The sequence below is a fragment of the Streptomyces sp. NPDC049954 genome, assembly GCF_040656295.1.
Classification (GTDB): domain Bacteria; phylum Actinomycetota; class Actinomycetes; order Streptomycetales; family Streptomycetaceae; genus Streptomyces.
The window spans coordinates 21,546-38,494 of sequence record NZ_JBFALS010000011.1 but is presented as its reverse complement, the minus strand read 5'-3'; the positions used below and the strand labels follow the sequence as shown (position 1 = coordinate 38,494).

General features: G+C 73.0%; 13 protein-coding genes. 2 read left to right on the top strand and 11 right to left on the bottom strand.

Features of this window, described 5'->3' with window-relative positions:
- The first annotated feature begins 27 nt into the window (after positions 1 to 27).
- Positions 28 to 1,014 carry a helix-turn-helix domain-containing protein gene (locus AB0J21_RS24470; RefSeq protein WP_363148229.1) on the top strand — a complete coding sequence of 329 codons (987 nt, stop codon included), beginning with the start codon at positions 28 to 30 and terminating at the stop codon, positions 1,012 to 1,014.
- A 14-nt stretch (positions 1,015 to 1,028) separates the two neighbouring features.
- Here AB0J21_RS24470 and AB0J21_RS24465 read toward each other — a convergent pair whose 3' ends face one another.
- From AB0J21_RS24465 to AB0J21_RS24415, 11 genes are all read right to left on the bottom strand, one after another.
- Positions 1,029 to 1,553 (bottom strand): hypothetical protein, encoded by a 525-nt coding sequence (locus tag AB0J21_RS24465; RefSeq protein WP_363148228.1) that lies wholly within the window; start codon positions 1,551 to 1,553, stop codon positions 1,029 to 1,031.
- 14 nt (positions 1,554 to 1,567) lie between these two features.
- A complete protein-coding gene (locus tag AB0J21_RS24460) occupies positions 1,568 to 2,572 on the bottom strand; it encodes an ADP-ribosylglycohydrolase family protein (protein WP_363148227.1) in 1,005 nt (334 codons plus the stop codon).
- A 163-nt stretch (positions 2,573 to 2,735) separates the two neighbouring features.
- Complete coding sequence (locus tag AB0J21_RS24455; protein ID WP_363148226.1) at positions 2,736 to 3,908, bottom strand: pseudouridine synthase; 1,173 nt, start codon at positions 3,906 to 3,908, stop codon at positions 2,736 to 2,738.
- A complete protein-coding gene (gene scpB, locus AB0J21_RS24450; protein ID WP_363148225.1) occupies positions 3,908 to 4,639 on the bottom strand; it encodes an SMC-Scp complex subunit ScpB in 732 nt (243 codons plus the stop codon). The genes AB0J21_RS24455 and scpB overlap by 1 nt, the downstream gene beginning before the upstream one ends.
- Positions 4,636 to 5,796, bottom strand: coding sequence for a segregation/condensation protein A (locus AB0J21_RS24445; protein WP_363148224.1), 1,161 nt, complete (start codon positions 5,794 to 5,796; stop codon positions 4,636 to 4,638). The genes scpB and AB0J21_RS24445 overlap by 4 nt, the downstream gene beginning before the upstream one ends.
- 175 nt (positions 5,797 to 5,971) lie before the next feature.
- A complete protein-coding gene (locus tag AB0J21_RS24440; protein ID WP_363148223.1) occupies positions 5,972 to 6,577 on the bottom strand; it encodes a hypothetical protein in 606 nt (201 codons plus the stop codon).
- On the bottom strand, positions 6,562 to 7,689 hold the full coding sequence (locus tag AB0J21_RS24435; protein WP_363148222.1) for a ParA family protein: 1,128 nt from the start codon (positions 7,687 to 7,689) through the stop codon (positions 6,562 to 6,564). Before AB0J21_RS24435 ends, AB0J21_RS24440 begins: the two co-directional genes overlap by 16 nt.
- A gap of 427 nt (positions 7,690 to 8,116) precedes the next feature.
- Positions 8,117 to 9,232, bottom strand: a complete 1,116-nt coding sequence (ald, locus tag AB0J21_RS24430; protein WP_363148381.1) for an alanine dehydrogenase — start codon at positions 9,230 to 9,232, stop codon at positions 8,117 to 8,119.
- A gap of 163 nt (positions 9,233 to 9,395) precedes the next feature.
- Positions 9,396 to 11,798, bottom strand: coding sequence for a tetratricopeptide repeat protein (locus AB0J21_RS24425; RefSeq protein ID WP_363148221.1), 2,403 nt, complete (start codon positions 11,796 to 11,798; stop codon positions 9,396 to 9,398).
- Between the two features lie 231 nt (positions 11,799 to 12,029).
- Positions 12,030 to 12,656 (bottom strand): NUDIX hydrolase, encoded by a 627-nt coding sequence (locus AB0J21_RS24420; RefSeq protein ID WP_363148220.1) that lies wholly within the window; start codon positions 12,654 to 12,656, stop codon positions 12,030 to 12,032.
- A 169-nt stretch (positions 12,657 to 12,825) separates the two neighbouring features.
- Entirely contained in the window at positions 12,826 to 14,481 is a 1,656-nt protein-coding gene (locus tag AB0J21_RS24415) for a CTP synthase (protein ID WP_363148219.1), read from the bottom strand.
- A gap of 471 nt (positions 14,482 to 14,952) precedes the next feature.
- Between AB0J21_RS24415 and AB0J21_RS24410 the strand changes: the two genes are divergently transcribed.
- The gene (locus AB0J21_RS24410; RefSeq protein ID WP_363148218.1) at positions 14,953 to 16,779 is read left to right on the top strand and encodes a glycoside hydrolase family 15 protein; all 1,827 of its coding nucleotides are present in this window, start codon (positions 14,953 to 14,955) and stop codon (positions 16,777 to 16,779) included.
- The last annotated feature ends 170 nt before the right edge of the window (positions 16,780 to 16,949 follow it).

Genomic DNA, 16,949 nt, shown 5'->3' with positions numbered 1-16,949 from the left:
ACCCCTCGCCGTCGGTACGCTCCCGGCGTGCACCCCGAGGAACTGGTCCGCGACCACACCGTCTACGCGTGCGTGACGGGCTCGCGCGCGTTCGGCCTGGCCACCGAGGACAGCGACACCGACCGGCGACCGCGAGCGGGGGACAATGGCCGGATGAGTGAATCCTCGTCCAGCGATCTCGGTACGGTGCTGCGCGGCTGGCGGGACCGGACGCTCCCCGCCGAGGTGGGGCTCACGGCCGGGCGGGGTCGCCGGGCGGCGGGCCTGCGCCGCGAGGAGCTGGCCGCTCTCGCGGGGCTGTCCGCGGACTACCTCACCCGGCTCGAACAGGGCCGGTCGACCGCGCCCTCCCCGCAGGTGCTGTCGGCGCTCGCACGGGCGCTGCGGCTGACCGAGGCCGAGCGGGCGCACCTGTACCTGCTCGCCGGCCGGCGCCCACCGGCCCCGGAGCAGTTGTCCGGCCGCGTTCCGCCCGGGGTGCGCCGGCTGGTCGACCAGTGGGCCGGGGCCCCGCTGAGCGTCCTGGACGCCGCGTGGAACCTGCTGTTGTGGAACCCGTTGTGGGCGGCGCTGATGGGCGACGCCTCCGCCCTGGAGGGGCGCGAGCGCAACATCGCCTGGCGGCACTTCGCGGGCCGGCCGGGCCGGGTCGTGCACACCCCGGAGCAGGAGCGCCGCTTCGAGGAGGCCGTGGTGGGCGATCTGCGGGAGGCGACGGCACGCTATCCGGCCGACGAGGGGCTGCGCTCCCTGGTGGCCGAACTGCGCGCCACCAGTGCTGCCTTCACTTCGCTGTGGGACTCGGCGGTCGTGGGCCCCCACGAGTCGGCGCAGAAGACCGTACGCCACCCACGCGTCGGCACCCTGCGTCTCGACTGCGACGTGCTGCTCGCCCCGGGGAGCGACCTGCGGGTCGTGGTGTACACGGCGGCCCCGGGCAGCGAGAGCGCCGAACGCCTGGCCCTGCTCGACGGCGCAGGGCACGAGGAACTGGCCGCGATCCCCGGCACATAACCGATCGCGGCCGGTCAGCCCTGTGCCCGCTTCTCCCCGCCGTCCCGGCGGGGCGCCACCGCCACCATGGCCGCCACGGCGGTCGCGGTGGCCCCGCCGCCGGTCGGCCAGAGCCACGGGAAGTCCTGGTACGTGTCCGTCGGCGGGCCGGGGTGGCGGCCCGCGGGTGCCCGAATGGTGCCCGCCAGGCCGGTGACCAGGAAAAGTCCGGCGGCGCTCAGGACGGTGCCCGGCAGCCGCCGCCCGTGCGGCACGCAGCGGACCAGCGCGAGCAGCAGGAACGGCCAGGCCGCGCCGAGCAGCACCGCGAGTACGAACGCCCCGCCGGGGAAGAGGTCGCCGCCGGCGCTCCACACGGGGTCGCCTCCCATGCCGACCAGGGCCACGCCCAGGACGGGGAGCGCGAACGGCCACGAGAAGAGGTCCTCGTCGCCGCGCGAGCGGGTCCGCGCGGTGGCGGGGGCCCTGCGGTGGTCCAGGGAGCCGGCTGCCGCGTGGCGGCGGTCCGGGCGGGGCGAGGAGCCCTTCGTGGCGGCCACGGGTCAGGAGCCCCTCAGCCCCTGTCCCACAGCTCGCCCAGCGCGAGCAGTTCGCTCCGGTACTCGATCCGCTCCGCCCACGTCGCGGGCCAGGCGTCCGCGCCGAGATGGGCGCCCGCGAACGCTCCGGCCAGGCAGGCGATGGAGTCGGAGTCCCCTCGCGTGCAGGCGGCCCGGCGCAGGACCCGCACCGGGTCCTCGGGGAAGAGCAGGAAGCACAGCAGCGCGGTCGCCAGGGCTTCCTCGGCGATCCAGCCGTCGCCGGTCAGTTCGCACGGGTCGCGCTCCGGGTCGCGGGGCGCCGCGTCGAGCCGGTCGAGCATCGCGAGGCACTCGTCCCAGCCGCAGGCCGCGAAGGTCTGCGGAGCCGGGTCCCCGGCGCGCTGCCACAGATCGCCGAGCCAGCGGCCCTCGTACGTGGTGCGCCGCCCCAGCGCGTAGGCCCGCAGTTCGGCGGTCAGGCGCTCCGGCCGGGTGCCGTCGGCGAGCAGGCGCACGGCGCGCGCGGTCAGGTCGCTCGCCGCGAGGGCGGTCGGGTGGCCGTGGGTGAGGGCCGACTGCCACTGCGCGAGCGCGGAGCGTTCGTCCTCGGAGAGTCCCGGGATCAGGGCGACGGGCGCGACCCGCATATTGGCGCCGCAGCCCTTGGAGTGCGTCTGGCTCGCCGCCTGCCAGGGCCGGTCCTCCCGCGCGAGCAGTCCGCAGGCGACCATGCAGGTGTGGCCCGGCGCCCGGTTGTTCTCCGGGGAGCGCGACCACTCGACGAACTCCTCGCGCACCGGCCGCTCGCAGCGCAGTGGCCCGAGCGCGCCGCGCTCCCCCGCCGTCCGCAGCCCCCGCCCGAGGGCCAGGGTCATCTGGGTGTCGTCGGAGACGACGGCGGGAGTGATCAAATCCATCTCCCGCCAGGGGCCGCACTTGGCGAGGATCGAGGGCACGTCGTCGAACTCGGTCGGGAAACCGAGCGCGTCGCCCAGGGCGAGCCCGATCAGGGCTCCGGTCGCGGGGTTCTTCGTCACACCAGTCCTTGTCCTCGACGTCGGCACGCTGCTGCGTCAGAATGACGATAAGGGCGTGGAGGCACCCGGACAAGCGCTTTGCACGAAGGCGTTCCACGCGCACGGCGGCCGCCCCCTCCGAGAGGGAACGGCCGCCGTGCGCGGTGAGGGAAGGGGCTGCGGCCTAGAGGTCGACCTCCTGCATCAGCATCCCGACCTCGGTGTTGCTCAGCCGGCGCAGCCAGCCCGACTTCTGGTCGCCGAGGGTGATCGGCCCGAAGGCCGTGCGCACGAGCTTGTCGACCGGGAAGCCCGCCTCGGCGAGCATGCGGCGCACGATGTGCTTGCGGCCCTCGTGGAGGGTCACCTCGACCATGTAGTTCTTGCCGGTCTGCTCGACGACCCGGAAGTGGTCGGCGCGGGCGTAGCCGTCCTCCAGTTCGATGCCGTCCTTGAGGCGCTTGCCGAGGTCGCGCGGGATCGGGCCGACGATGTGCGCGAGGTAGGTCTTCTTGACGCCGTAGCGCGGGTGGGTCAGCCGGTGGGCCAGCTCTCCGTGGTTGGTGAGCAGGATGACGCCCTCGGTCTCGGTGTCGAGCCGGCCGACGTGGAAGAGGCGCGTCTCCCGGTTGTTGACGTAGTCGCCCAGGTTCTGCCGGCCCTCGGGGTCCTCCATCGTGGCGACGACCCCGGCGGGCTTGTTGAGCGAGAAGAACTGGTACGACTGCGTCGCGACGGTGAGCCCGTCGACCTTGATCTCGTCCTTGGGCAGCACGCGCAGGCCCTGTTCGAGGACGATCTCGCCGTTGACCTCGACGCGGGCCTGCTCGACCAGCTCCTCGCAGGCGCGCCGGGAGCCGTAGCCCGCGCGGGCCAGCACCTTCTGGAGGCGCTCGCCCTCCTGCTCGGCGCCGGGGAAGGTCTTCGGCGTCGAGACCTTCGGCTTGTCGGCGTAGCGCTGGCGGTTGCGCTCCTCGACCTTCGCGTCCAGCTCACGGGGCCTGGCGGCGCCGCCGCGCCCGGAGCGCTGGGTGTCCTTGGCGGGACGCTTGGGCCCGCCCTTGGCGCCACCGCGCGCGGCGGAGCCCCGGCCACCGGCCGAGGAGCCCCCGCCGGAGCCGGGACGGCCCCCGCCCGAGGCCGGACGACCGCCGCCCGAGCCGGGACGGCCCCCGCCGGAGGCCGGGCGGCCCCCGCCGGACTTGCCGCCGCGTTCGTCCTTGCCGCCCTGCGCGCCCCCTACGTCGTAACGGCGCTCCTCGGGACGGGGGCGTCCCGCCGCCTTCTGCTTGTCGTCGCGGCTGTTACCGGCGCCCCGGTAGTTGCCACGTCCGCTGTCCCTGCCGTTGCTTCGCATCAATGTTCCGTCGGATCGAGGTGGCTGTCTTCGGTCCCGGAGACGGCATCGCCGTGGTGGTCGGTGTCGTCGGCGTCCGGGTCGAACGACGGCACGCCCTCCAGTGTGTCAGCCTCGATCGCGTCCGCTTCCGGCAGGAAGGGCGCGAGCTCGGGGAGCTCGTCCAGGCCGCGCAGGCCCATTCGCTCCAGGAAGTAGTGCGTCGTCCTGTACAGGATCGCACCTGTTTCGCGTTCCGTTCCCGCCTCCTCGACCAGGCCGCGCTGCAGGAGGGTGCGCATGACCCCGTCACAGTTGACCCCGCGCACCGCGGAGACCCGGGAACGGCTGACCGGCTGGCGGTAGGCAACGACCGCGAGGGTCTCCAGCGCGGCCTGGGTCAGCCGGGCCTGCTGGCCGTCCAGGACGAAGCCCTCGACGGCCGCCGCGTACCGGGGCCGGGAGTAGAAGCGCCAGCCGCCCGCGACGAGCCGCAGCTCGAAACCGCGGCCCTGCACGGTGTACTCGTCGGCGAGCGCGCGCAGGGCGTCGGCGATCTGCCGTACGGGCCGCTGGAGGACCTTCGCGAGGTGTTCCTCGGTCGCGGGCTCGTCCACGACCATCAGGACGGCTTCGAGCGCGGGCCGCAGTTCCAGCTCGCCCACGGCGTGCGGGCCCTCGTCGAGTGCCGCGTACGGGTGCGGCCGGCCCTCGTCGAGGCGCTCCGTGCCGGTGTGCTCGGCGCCCGTCATCCCGTCTCCTCCTCCTGCTCGTGCTCCTGCTCTTGGTCCCGGTCCTGCGGCCGGTGCTCCCGGTCGAACTCGTCGGTCACCGTGGGCGCCGCCCCGTCCTCGGCGCCCGTCCAGCGCACCGTGAGCGGCCCGAGGGCGTCCTCCTGGTCGAGGGCCACGGCCTTCTCGCGGTACAGCTCCAGGAGGGCCAGGAACCGCGCGACGACGGTGAGGGTGTCCCCGGCGTCGGCGACCAGCTCGGCGAAGTCCGCCTCCCCCACGTCTTTGAGGCGCGCGACGACGACCTCGGCCTGTTCGCGCACGGACACCAGCGGGGCGTGGATGTGCTCGACGTACACGGCCGGTTCGGGCCTCGGCTGCATCGCCTTGACCGCGAGCCGCGCGAAGCCCTCGGCACCGATCCGGATGACCACCTCGGGCAGCAGCGCCGCGTGGTGCGGCTCCAGGCTCACCGTGCGGGGGTAGCGGCGCGCCTCCCGGTCCAGGCGTTCGCTGAAGATGTCCGCGACCCTTTTGTAGGCGCGGTACTGCAGCAGCCGGGCGAACAGCAGGTCACGGGCCTCCAGCAGGGCGAGGTCCGCCTCGTCCTCGATCTCGGCGGCGGGCAGCAGCCGGGCCGCCTTGAGATCGAGCAGGGTCGCCGCGACCACGAGGAACTCGGTGGTCTGGTCGAGGTCCCAGTCGCTGCCCATGGCGCGGATGTGCGCCATGAACTCGTCGGTGACCTGGGACAGCGCGACCTCCGTGACGTCCAGCTTGTGCCGCGAGATGAGCTGGAGGAGCAGGTCGAAGGGCCCCTCGAAGTTCGCGAGCCGCAGCGTGAACCGTCCGTCGGAGGCGGGCGCCCTGTCCTGCGGAGTGCCGCCCCGGGGCACGGGGGGCACCTCCCCCGCGACGGGCGCGGGGGTCGTCGCCTCCTGCGTGACGGGCTCGGAAAGCGTCTGCGGTGCGGTGGCCTCGCCGGTCGCGGCGGGCCCCGCGGCCGGCTCGGTGTCCTCGGCCGGGGCGCAGCGCGCGTCGGGGGCCTGCGGGCGCGGCTCGCGCGCGCCGCAGTCGGCGCCCTGTCCGAGCCGTGGCCATCCGGCCGCACCGCCCCCGCCGAGGACACGGCGTCGGCGGGGCGGGGGCGGTCCGGTGGGCGGGTCGGCGGGGCACATGGGCGTCAGCGGGGGTCCTGGGCGACGGAAGCGGGGGCGGCGGCGCCCGACGCGGTACGCGGGCTCCGAGCGGGCACGCTACCCGTCCCGGGCCCTCGGACGGCTCAGGACGCGGCGGTGGCGGCCGCACACGGTCCCAGGGCCCCGGAATGACACCGGGAAGAGGAACGGGGCCTCAGCGGCCGCGCAGCCGCCTGACGAGGATGCTCGCGTCTCCCCGGGACTCAAGGTCCGCGAGGACGACCGCGACGGCCTCGCGCACGATCCGGCCCCGGTCGACGGCGAGCCCGTGCTCGCCGCGCAGCACGAGCCGCGCGTGTTCGAGGTCCATGAGTTCCTCGGCGGACACGTAGACGGTGATCTTCTCGTCGTGCCGTTCGCGTCCGCTGGGCCTGCGGGCCGCCGCACGGGAACGCCGTCCGGCCTGCCCCTGCGGAGCGGGCCGGCCGCCGGCTCCCGGCTGCCGGGCCTGCGGCACCGAGGCGGAGGCCGCCTCGGTGGAGCGGCGGGTGCCGCCCGCGACGTCCCGCCCCGGTTCCTCCTCGCGGCCCCGGGGCCGGTGTTCACGCGCGGCGCTCTCCGCGCCGCCCGCCCCGTGCTCGGGGCCCTCTCCGGTGCGTTCCCCGCCGTCCTTCGTGTCGTGCGCGGCGGCCGCCGTGCCGCTCTCGCCGGCCGGTCCCGGCACCTTCGCCTCGCGCCGCGGTGAGGACGGCTGGAGGGCCATCCCACCGGTCGTACGGAACAGTTCGTCGGCCCCCGGCAGACTCACTCGGCGTGACACCGGGCGAGCACCTCCCTGGCGAGCTGACGATAGGCGGCCGCGCCCACGGAGTTGGAGGCGTAGGTGGTGATGGGTTCCCCAGCCACCGTGGTCTCCGGGAAGCGCACGGTACGGCCGATGACGGTGTGGTAGACGTGCTCGTCGAAGGCCTCGACGACCCGGGCCAGCACCTCGCGGCTGTGCACGGTGCGGGAGTCGTACATCGTGGCGAGGATGCCGTCGAGTTCGAGTTCCGGGTTGAGCCGCTCCTGGACCTTCTCGATGGTCTCGGTGAGCAGTGCGACCCCGCGCAGCGCGAAGAACTCGCACTCCAGCGGGACGATCACCTTGTGCGCCGCGGTGAGCGCGTTGACCGTGAGCAGGCCGAGCGAGGGCTGACAGTCGATCACGATGTAGTCGTAGTCGGCCATGAGCGGCTTGAGGGCGCGCTGGAGCGTGGACTCCCGCGCGACCTCGGAGACGAGCTGGACCTCGGCCGCCGACAGGTCGATGTTGCTCGGCAGCAGGTCCATGTTGGGCACCGCCGTCTTGAGCAGCACCTCGTCGGCCGCCATGCCCCGCTCCAGGAGCAGGTTGTAGACCGTGAGGTCGAGCTCCATGGGGTTGACGCCCAGTCCGACCGAGAGGGCGCCCTGCGGGTCGAAGTCGACGAGCAGGACCCGACGGCCGTACTCGGCGAGCGCGGCACCCAGGTTGATGGTCGAGGTCGTCTTGCCGACCCCGCCCTTCTGGTTGCACATCGCGATGACCTTGGCCGGGCCGTGGTCGGTCAGCGGCCCGGGAATGGGGAAGTAGGGAAGCGGCCGTCCGGTCGGGCCGACCCGCTCGCGGCGCTGCCGCGCGGCGTCCGGCGCCAGCGTGGCGGCGTACTCGGGGTCCGGCTCGTACTCGGCGTCCGGGTCGTAGAAGTGCCCTTCGGGCAGTTCCTCGTAGTCGGCGAAGGGGCCGGTTTCCCCGCCGCTTCGGTCGCCGGCCATGGCGTTCACGATATGGCCATCCATGCTCTGGTGTGCGGTCTGAGTCGGCTGGAGACTCTGGTGGGCCGCGAAGGTCCGCACGGCGACGGAACCGCGCGCCGGCCGACCCGTTGGGGCCTGGCCCCGCGCGGCCACGTCCTGTTGGCCACCCCCGGGAGAAAATGTCGACTCATTCACAAGTCGTCTTACCTCCTTGGCGACCAGGAAACTTCTTGATAGGTCAGCGTGGCACCATGCCGACGGTTGGCGACTCTATGGCGTGTCACCACTCCGCAGCAACACAATCCGCCGCACTCGGCGCGATGTGTCGGCGCCCGGCGCGAGCGATGTCAAGGGTGCACGACCGCACGGCGTACCCTGTTCCACCCGTGGAATCGCTCGCCAAAAGGTGTGGAAGCGTGACCTGTCGTGCCATCTCGGCGATTCCATGTCAATAACCGTCAAATGCCCTCACACTTACGGCCGGACCTGCTGGGCAAGGTCCGGCCGTTGGCGTGAGAAAAGCGACACGGGTTGACGCGCCCCCGTGCCCCGGCGGGGGCGCCGAGGGGGGCGTGAACGCTCAGCCGAGGAGCGTGCCGAGTTCGGTGTGCTCCAGGCCGTGTGCCTCCGCGACCTCGCGGTACACCACCTGTCCGTCATGGACGTTGAGCCCTTTGGCGAGTGCGGCGTCACGGCGCAGCGCCTCGGCCCAGCCGCGGCCGGCCAGCTCCACCACGTACGGCAGGGTCGCGTTGGTCAGCGCGTGCGTCGAGGTGTGCGGCACGGCGCCGGGCATGTTGGCGACGCAGTAGAAGACCGACTGGTGCACGGGGAAGGTCGGTTCCGCGTGCGTCGTGGGGCGCGAGTCCTCGAAGCAGCCACCCTGATCGATCGCGATGTCGACAAGTACACTTCCCGGCTTCATCCGGGCCACCAGCTCGTTGGTGACGAGCTTCGGGGCCTTCGCGCCGGGGATGAGAACGGCCCCGATGACGAGGTCCGCCTCCAGGCAGGCGCGCTCCAGTTCGAAGGCGGTCGAGACGACCGTCTGGATGCGGGTGCCGAACAGTTTGTCGGCCTCCTTGAGCTTCGCGATGTCCTTGTCCAGCAGGGTCACGTGGAAGCCCATGCCAATGGCGATCTGCGCGGCGTTCCAGCCGGAGACGCCGCCGCCGATGACGACGGCCTTTCCGGCCACGACCCCGGGGACCCCGCCGGGCAGCACCCCGCGCCCGCCCGTCGGCCGCATCAGGTGGTAGGCGCCGACCTGCGGGGCGAGCCGGCCCGCGACCTCGGACATCGGGGCGAGCAGCGGAAGCTGCCGGGCCGCGGTCTCGACCGTCTCGTAGGCGATGGCGGTGGTGCCGGAGGCGAGCAGGGCGTCGGTGCACTCGCGGGAGGCCGCGAGATGCAGGTAGGTGAAGAGCGTCTGGTCCTTGCGCAGCCGGTGGTACTCCTCGGCGATGGGCTCCTTGACCTTGAGCAGCAGGTCGGCCCCGGCCCACACCTCGTCGGCCGTCGGCACGATCCGGGCGCCGGCCGCGACGTACTCGGCGTCCGTGATCGAGGACCCCTCCCCCGCGGTGTGCTCGACCAGCACCTCGTGTCCGTGGCGCCGCAGCTCGTGGACTCCGGCCGGGGTGATCGCCACCCGGAACTCGTTGTTCTTGACCTCGCGGGGGATGCCGACCTGCACGTCGATCACGGTCCTTGACTCAGGGGGATATTCCAGGCGATGCACCGCATACCCCTCCGCGGGAGAGCGCGAAGAGAGAGGCCGCGGATACAGCGGCAGACTCAGTCTAATGAAGGAGTTCCCGCTGTCCAGCCTTCCAAAGCATCAATCTTTCACCGGGTGACTACGGATTTCGTAGGTGAACGCCCGTGGGTTCCTGAGTTCCCTGAATCGGGGAGCGCGGTCGGGCCGGGGCTTGCGCGGAGAAGGTGGGCCGCTCGTGCTCGTCTGCCCCCTCGTCCGCCGATGCGTCGGGCCCCTCCCCGGACGGTCCGGACGACTCCGGCCGCTCCCCGGACGGCTCCTGCCCCTCCCCCGGCGAGGCGGTCTCCGCCCGGGAAGCGGCGGCATCCGCCCCGGGACCGGCGACCTCCGTCCCGGCCGGTGCCGCCCGCTCCCCGGACGGCGCGGGCTGCTCCGCCACCGGCGCCGACTCCGGCGCGGCCTGCTCCCGATCCGTCTCGTCCGCGGCCGGCGCCTCCTCCCCCAGCAGGTCCCGCGCGCTGTCCCGGTGCAGGCGGGCGGCGGCCGGGTCACCGAGGCGGTCGAGGGTATCGGCGAGGCTGGTGCGCAGCGCCGCTTCGAGGCGATCCTCCCCGGCCTCCCGGGCGCGGCCGAGGGCCTCGCTCCACGTGCGCAGGCACTCCTCCGCGCGGCCCGCGTACTCCTCGGTCCGCCCCGCGCACTCCTGGGTCCGGGCGAGTTCCGCGAGGGCCCGCGCCTGGGCCGGGAGGTCACCGGTCCTGCGGTGCGCGGCCACGGCGGAACGCCAGTTGCGCAGGGCCGGTCCGTACTGCCCGGTGTGCGCGTGCACGGCGGCGATCCTGCCGTACAGCCTGGCCACGTCGGCGTGTTCGTCCCGGGTGAGACGGTGCGCGAGGGCCCTGCCGTACCAGTCGGCCGCCCGGTGCGGGTCCCCGAGTTCCTGGTGCGCCCCGGCCACGGATTCCATCGCGCGCCCGACCGCCTGGGGGTCACGTCCCTCGCGCGCCGCCTCCAGCGCGGCCCGGTAGCGTGCGAGCGCCTTCCCGGTGCGCCCGGTCCCGGCGTCGAGGTCGGCGAGGTTGAGCAGGGCGGCGGCCCGCTCCCGGTGCAGACCGCGGCGTTCGGCCACGTCGAGGACGAGTCCGTGCAGGTCGTACAGTTCGGCGGCGGCGCCCTCGGCGCCCCGGTGCGCGACCAGCGCGCGGACCAGAGCGGCCACCAGTCGCCGGGCCAGGGTGTCGAACTCGCCCTCGGCCACGGCCAGTCGGGCGGCGGCGTGGAGCGCTCCCGCCCGGGCGGCGAGCCATCCGGCGGCGGCCGGGCCGTCCGGGAAGCGCGGCGCACCCGGTAGTCCGGAGGGCCGGCTCCCGGCCGGGGCACCGCCCGGTTCGGCCGCCGCGCGGCAGGACTGCAGGAGCCGTACGGTCCGCTCCAGCATCCGGGCCCGGGCGAGCTGGAGTTCCCCGGGGCGGTCGGTCTCCTCGGCGAACGCGCGGAGGACCGGCTGCAGGCAACCGGGCACCTGGTACGCGGGCCAGGCACCGGGCAGGGTGCGCAGCAGGCCGTACGCGGCGAGCCCTTCGAGGCTCCCGGCAGCACTGGCGACCGAACAGCCGGCGAGGGCCGAGGCGGTGTGCGGGTCGGCCAGGCCCTCGGGTGCGAGATGCAGCAGTCGCAGTATCCGCCGGTCGCTCGCGGACAGCCCTTCGTAGCTGTGCCGCAGCATCCGTTCCAGCGGGCCGCTCCCGCGTTCGGCGGTCTCGGCCGCCTCCTCCCGGGACCCGCGCAGCCGGGAGACGAGGTCGGCGATCGAGGCCATCGGCCGGGCGGCGAGCCAGCCCCCGGCGAGCACGAGGGCGGCGGGCTGTCCGCCGCACTCCTCGACGAGCCGCTCGGCGGACTGCGGGTCGACGGTGACGCGTACCCGTCCCGCGCGGCGCTCCAGCAGGGTCACCCCGGCCCGGACGCCGATCCCGCCCAGGGCGCAGGGCCGTACGTCGGGGATGCCGGTGAGCGGTCCCGCGGCGACGGCGACGACGAGACAGGCGGGGGTGTCGGGCAGCAGCAGGTCCACCTGCCCCGCTTCGGCCGCGTCGTCGAGGACCAGCAGGGCCCTGCGGCCGGTGAAGGCGGCGCGCAGATCGGCGAGGAGGTCGTCCTCGGGGGTTCCGGCGGGGGCCACGACACCGAGTTCACCGAGCAGGCGCCGGGCGGTGCGGGCCGCCGGTACGGGGCTGCCGTCGGGATCGGTGAGGCGCGCGTACAGCAGCCCGTCGGGATAACGCTCCGTGAGCTGTCCGGCCAGTTCCCGGGCGAGAGCGGTGCGCCCGGAGCCGGGCCGGCCGGCGATGAGCAGGACGCGGGCGCGCGGCGCCTTGTGCCCGGTGAGGGTGTCCAGCCCGGTGCGGCCGATGTCCTCCCGCAGTTCCTTCAACTCCCGTTCCCTGCCAAGGAGGAGAGGGGGGCCGGGCTCCGGGGGCGGGGCCTCGCCCGGACGCGCTCGCGCGGCGGGACCGCTGGTGTCCACCACCTGATCCGTCACGGGCCACGCTCCCGTCCAGCCGCACGCTCCACGAGCCAACCGCCCCGGTCCCGCCACTTGGACGGGACCGCTCCGAGCCTAGTTCACCCGGTGTGCCCGGCTGCGGACAGCACGCCCCGAAGATCACCCCATCGGATCAGGTGTTCATCGGACGAGTGACACGAGTGGCCCACACAGGACGCCGGAGATCACAGTGGGTGAGCGGGTCGGGCGCCTGAGGGGCCGCCGCCCTCATGCGTCGAAGGGGCGGGCCGGCCAGGGCGCGTCGGCCGGGCGCAGCGACTGCGGACCGTCTGCGGCGAGTACGGCGGAGAGGGCCAGCACTCCGGTCACGAGCCCCGCGTTGTGCAGCGCTCCGGAGAGGGCGCCGCGGACCAGTTCGGGCAGCGCGATCCGGTCGTGCCGCATGTCCGCCTCCTCGTCCTCCACGGCGAAGCGCTCACTGCCCGCGTCGGTGAGTTCGGTGGCGAGGAAGACCCGCAGGGCCTCGTCGCTGCCGCCGGGCGTCGGGTAGACGTCGATCAGCACGCGCCACTGACCGGCCTTGAGGTGGACCTCCTCGTAGAGCTCGCGGGAGGCGGCGTGCAGCGGGTTCTCGCCGGGGACGTCGAGGAGTCCGGCGGGCAGCTCCCACAGCCGCCGGCGGACGGGGTGGCGGTACTGGTTGATCACCACGACCCGCTGTTCCTCGTCGAGGGCGAGGACGGCGACCGAGCCGGGGTGCACCTGGTAGTCGCGCTTGGCCACCGACCCGTCGGGCATGACCACCTTGTCGGTGCGGACGCTGGTCTTCGCCCCCTGGAACGGGGTCGCGCCGCCGGTGACCTGCCAGTGTTCGGCGGTGTCCTTGATCGTCATTGCGGGAGGTCCTCCTGGGGCGGGCGTACGGACGACGGCCCGCGACGGGCGGGCCGGACAACGGAAAAAGCCGGGGTGGGGCCGTGAAAGGCCCGTACCCCGGCAACCGTATATCTCACGTCCCGGCCGGGACGGCGCACGGGGCGCCGGCCCGGCTCACGGAGGTGTTTCAGCCCTTCTGCCGCTCCACCGCGGCCTTGACCAGGCCCGCGAAGAGCGGGTGCGGGCGCGTGGGGCGCGAACGCAGCTCCGGGTGGGCCTGGGTGGCGACGAGGTAGGGGTGCGTCTCGCGCGGGTACTCGACGTACTCGACGAGCTTGCCGTCCGGGGAGGTGCCGGAGAACTGCAGGCCCGCCTTCTTCTCCAGCTCGCCGCGGTAGGCGTTGTTGACCTCGTAGCGGTGGCGGTGGCGCTCCTCGACGTACTCCTTGCCGGCGTACACCTCGCGCACGATCGACTCCTCGGCGAGCTTGGCGGGGTACATGCCCAGCCGCATCGTGCCGCCCATGTCGCCCTCACCGGCGACGATGTCGAGCTGCTCGGCCATGGTCGAGATCACCGGGTGACCGGTCGCCGGGTCGAACTCGGTCGAGTTGGCGTCGGCGATGCCGGCCAGGTTGCGGGCCGCCTCGATGACGATGCACTGCAGGCCCAGGCACAGGCCGAGCAGCGGCACGCGGTTCTCGCGGGCGTAGGTGATGGCGCCGACCTTGCCGTCGACACCGCGGTCCCCGAAGCCGCCGGGGATGCAGATGGCGTCGACGTCGGCGAGCTGGGCGGCGGCTCCGGCGGGGGTCTTGCAGTCGTCGGAGGTGACCCACTTGACCTTGACCCGGGCGCGGTTGGCGAAGCCGCCGGCGCGCAGCGCCTCGGTCACCGAGAGGTAGGCGTCGGGCAGGTCGATGTACTTGCCGACCAGCGCGACCGTGACCTCGTGGTCCGGGTTGTGAACGCGGTCGAGCAGGTCCTCCCAGGTCGTCCAGTCGACGTCGCGGAAGGGCAGGTCGAGCTTGCGCACGACGTAGGCGTCGAGGCCCTCGCCGTGCAGGACCTTCGGGATGTCGTAGATCGACTTGGCGTCGGGGCAGGCCACGACGGCGGCCTCGTCCACGTCGCACATGAGGGAGATCTTGCGCTTGATGGAGAGCGGGACCTCGCGGTCCGCGCGCAGCACGATCGCGTCGGGCTGCACGCCGATGTTGCGCAGGGCCGCGACGGAGTGCTGGGTCGGCTTGGTCTTCAGCTCGCCGGAGGGGCCGATGTAGGGCAGCAGCGAGATGTGCACGACGAAGACGTTGTCGCGGCCGACCTCGTGGCGGACCTGGCGGACCGTCTCCAGGAAGGGCAGCGACTCGATGTCGCCGACCGTGCCGCCGACCTCGGTGATGACGACGTCGACGTCCTCGGCGGCCAGCCGCCGGATGCGGCCCTTGATCTCGTTGGTGATGTGCGGGATGACCTGGACGGTGTCGCCGAGGTACTCGCCCCGCCGCTCCTTGGCGATGACCTGGGAGTAGACCTGGCCGGTGGTGACGTTGGCGGAGCCGTCGAGGTCGACGTCGAGGAAACGCTCGTAGTGACCGATGTCCAGGTCGGTCTCGGCGCCGTCGTTGGTGACGAACACCTCACCGTGCTGGAAGGGGTTCATCGTGCCCGGGTCGACGTTCAGGTAGGGGTCGAGCTTCTGCATCGTCACCCGCAGACCACGCGCCTTGAGCAGGGCGCCGAGGCTGGAGGCGGTGAGGCCCTTGCCGAGGGAGGAGGCGACGCCTCCGGTGACGAAGATGTGCTTGGTCGTCGTGGACGTCGAGGTGCGGTTCGGCATGGCCAAGAGGGGGCTCCCGTGGTCGCGGTCTGGAGTGCGTACCGGCGCCCCGCACCGGAGTGCCGGAGGGGAGGGCCGTCGCTGCGGTCGGGGGTCTCACGGTCTGTAAAGGGCCCACCGGTCCACGGGCTACCAGGGTATCAGCGCCGACGGCAGGCTGCTTCCGGCCACGCTGCGCGTACGGTCTGCCACCCTGCACACCCGGCACGCCCGGGGTTTACCGCCCCTCAACACAAGGCTCACCCGTTTGGCGTAACCGAGTCGAGGTGACGGTCGCGCGGATCACCTGGGCGCGTCGTATCCTGCACGGACACTCGCCGCCGAGCTCGAAGAACTGGACGCGAAAGCGCTTCCTCACAAGGGTGGTGGTGGGCGACGGGGGGAGGGCACCAGACCTCCCCCCGCCCACCCTGGAACAAGAGCTTGGCGGCGGTTTCATGACCGCAGCGCGAGCGCCCCCTCGGGGGCGACGTGGCCGTTCGACTGGAGACGCACGTGGCCGGGCGCATCGAGGATTACGCACTCATCGGAGACCTGCAGACCGCAGCCCTGGTCTGCCGGGACGGCACGGTCGACTGGCTGTGCCTGCCCCGCTTCGACTCGCAGGCGATCTTCGCGGGACTTCTCGGGACCGAGGAGCACGGATTCTGGCGGCTTGGACCGGCGTTCGCCCCCGGTACCGAGCCGCCCACCGCGGACCGCCGGAGCTATCGCGGGGATTCGCTCATCCTCGAATCGGAGTGGGACACCCCGCGCGGCAGTGTCCGCGTGACGGATTTCATGGGGCCGCGCGAGCAGGCCCCGCAGCTCATCCGGATCGTGGAGGGCCTCAGCGGCCGGGTCCCGATGCGGTCCAGCCTGCGGATGCGGTTCAGCTATGGCCGGATCACGCCGTGGGTGCACCGGGTCGACGAGCGCACCGTCGCCGTGTCGGGCCCCGACTCGGTGTGGCTGGACACGGACGCCGAGACGTACGGCAAGGACCTGACGACGTACTCCGACTTCACCGTCGGCCCGGGCGACAAGGTGGCCTTCGTCATCTCCTGGCAGGCCAGCCACCTCCAGCCGCCGGCCGTGCCCACGCCGTACGCGGCGCTGGAGGCGACCGAGGAGTTCTGGCAGGAGTGGGTCGAGCAGTGCACGTACCACGGCCCCTACCGGGAGGCCGTGATCCGCTCGCTGATCACGCTCAAGGCGCTGACGTACGCGCCGACCGGCGGAATCGTCGCGGCGCCGACCACCTCGCTGCCCGAGGAGATCGGCGGGGTCCGCAACTGGGACTACCGCTTCACCTGGCTGCGGGACGCGGCGATCACCCTGTCCTCGCTGCTGCGCACCGGATACCGGGACGAGGCCCGCGCCTGGCGCGAGTGGCTGCTGCGCGCGGTCGGCGGGGACCCGGAGAACCTCCAGATCATGTACGGCATCGCCGGGGAGCGGGAACTCGGCGAGAGCGAACTGGACTGGCTGCCGGGCTACGAGAACTCCTCCCCGGTGCGCGTGGGCAACGGGGCGGCCGGACAGCTCCAGCTCGACGTGTACGGCGAGGTCACCGAGGCCCTGCACCTCGCGCACATGACGGGTCTGGCACGCAACGACTACGCGGCGCTGCTCCAGCTCAAGCTGATCCAGTACCTGGAGCAGCACTGGTCGGAGCCGGACGAGGGCATCTGGGAGGTGCGCGGCCCGCGCCGTCACTTCGTGCACTCCAAGGTCATGGCCTGGGTCGCGGTGGACCGCACGATCAAGCTCATCGAGTCGGGTGACGCGGACGGCCCGCTGGAGCGCTGGCGCGAGCTGCGCGAGGACATCCACCGGGACGTGTGCGAGAAGGGCTACGACCCGGAGCGCAACACCTTCACGCAGTCCTACGGCTCCAAGGAGCTGGACGCCTCGCTGCTGCTGATCCCGCAGATGGGCTTCCTGCCGCCGGACGACAAGCGGGTGATCGGCACGATCGAGGCGATCCAGCGGGAGCTGTCCACGCCGGACGGGTTCATCCTGCGCTACCCGACGACGGGCGGCGACGCGGGCGTGGACGGACTCGCGGGCGACGAGGGCGCGTTCCTCGCGTGTTCGTTCTGGATGGCCGACGATCTCGCGATGATCGGCCGGGTCGAGGAGGCCCGCAAGCTGTTCGAGCGGCTGCTGTCGCTGCGCAACGACCTCGGTCTGCTCGCGGAGGAGTGGGACCCGGTGCACCAGCGCCAGGTCGGCAACTTCCCGCAGGCCTTCAGCCACGTGCCGCTCATCGACACGGCGCTGCGGCTGACGGCGAGCGGGGCGTACGGGGGCTGAGTTCCCTGTGGGATCCCAGATCCCCTGTCCTCGTCCCAGCGGTGGTGTCCACCGCGTGGCCAATAGGACAGGGGGATGGGACTCATGCCCAGTGTGCGAGTAGTTCCCCTCTTTGTGTACAGGACCTCCCCGGTCGTCGTCTGCGTACGCGGCAGGGGCAGGACTTCGGC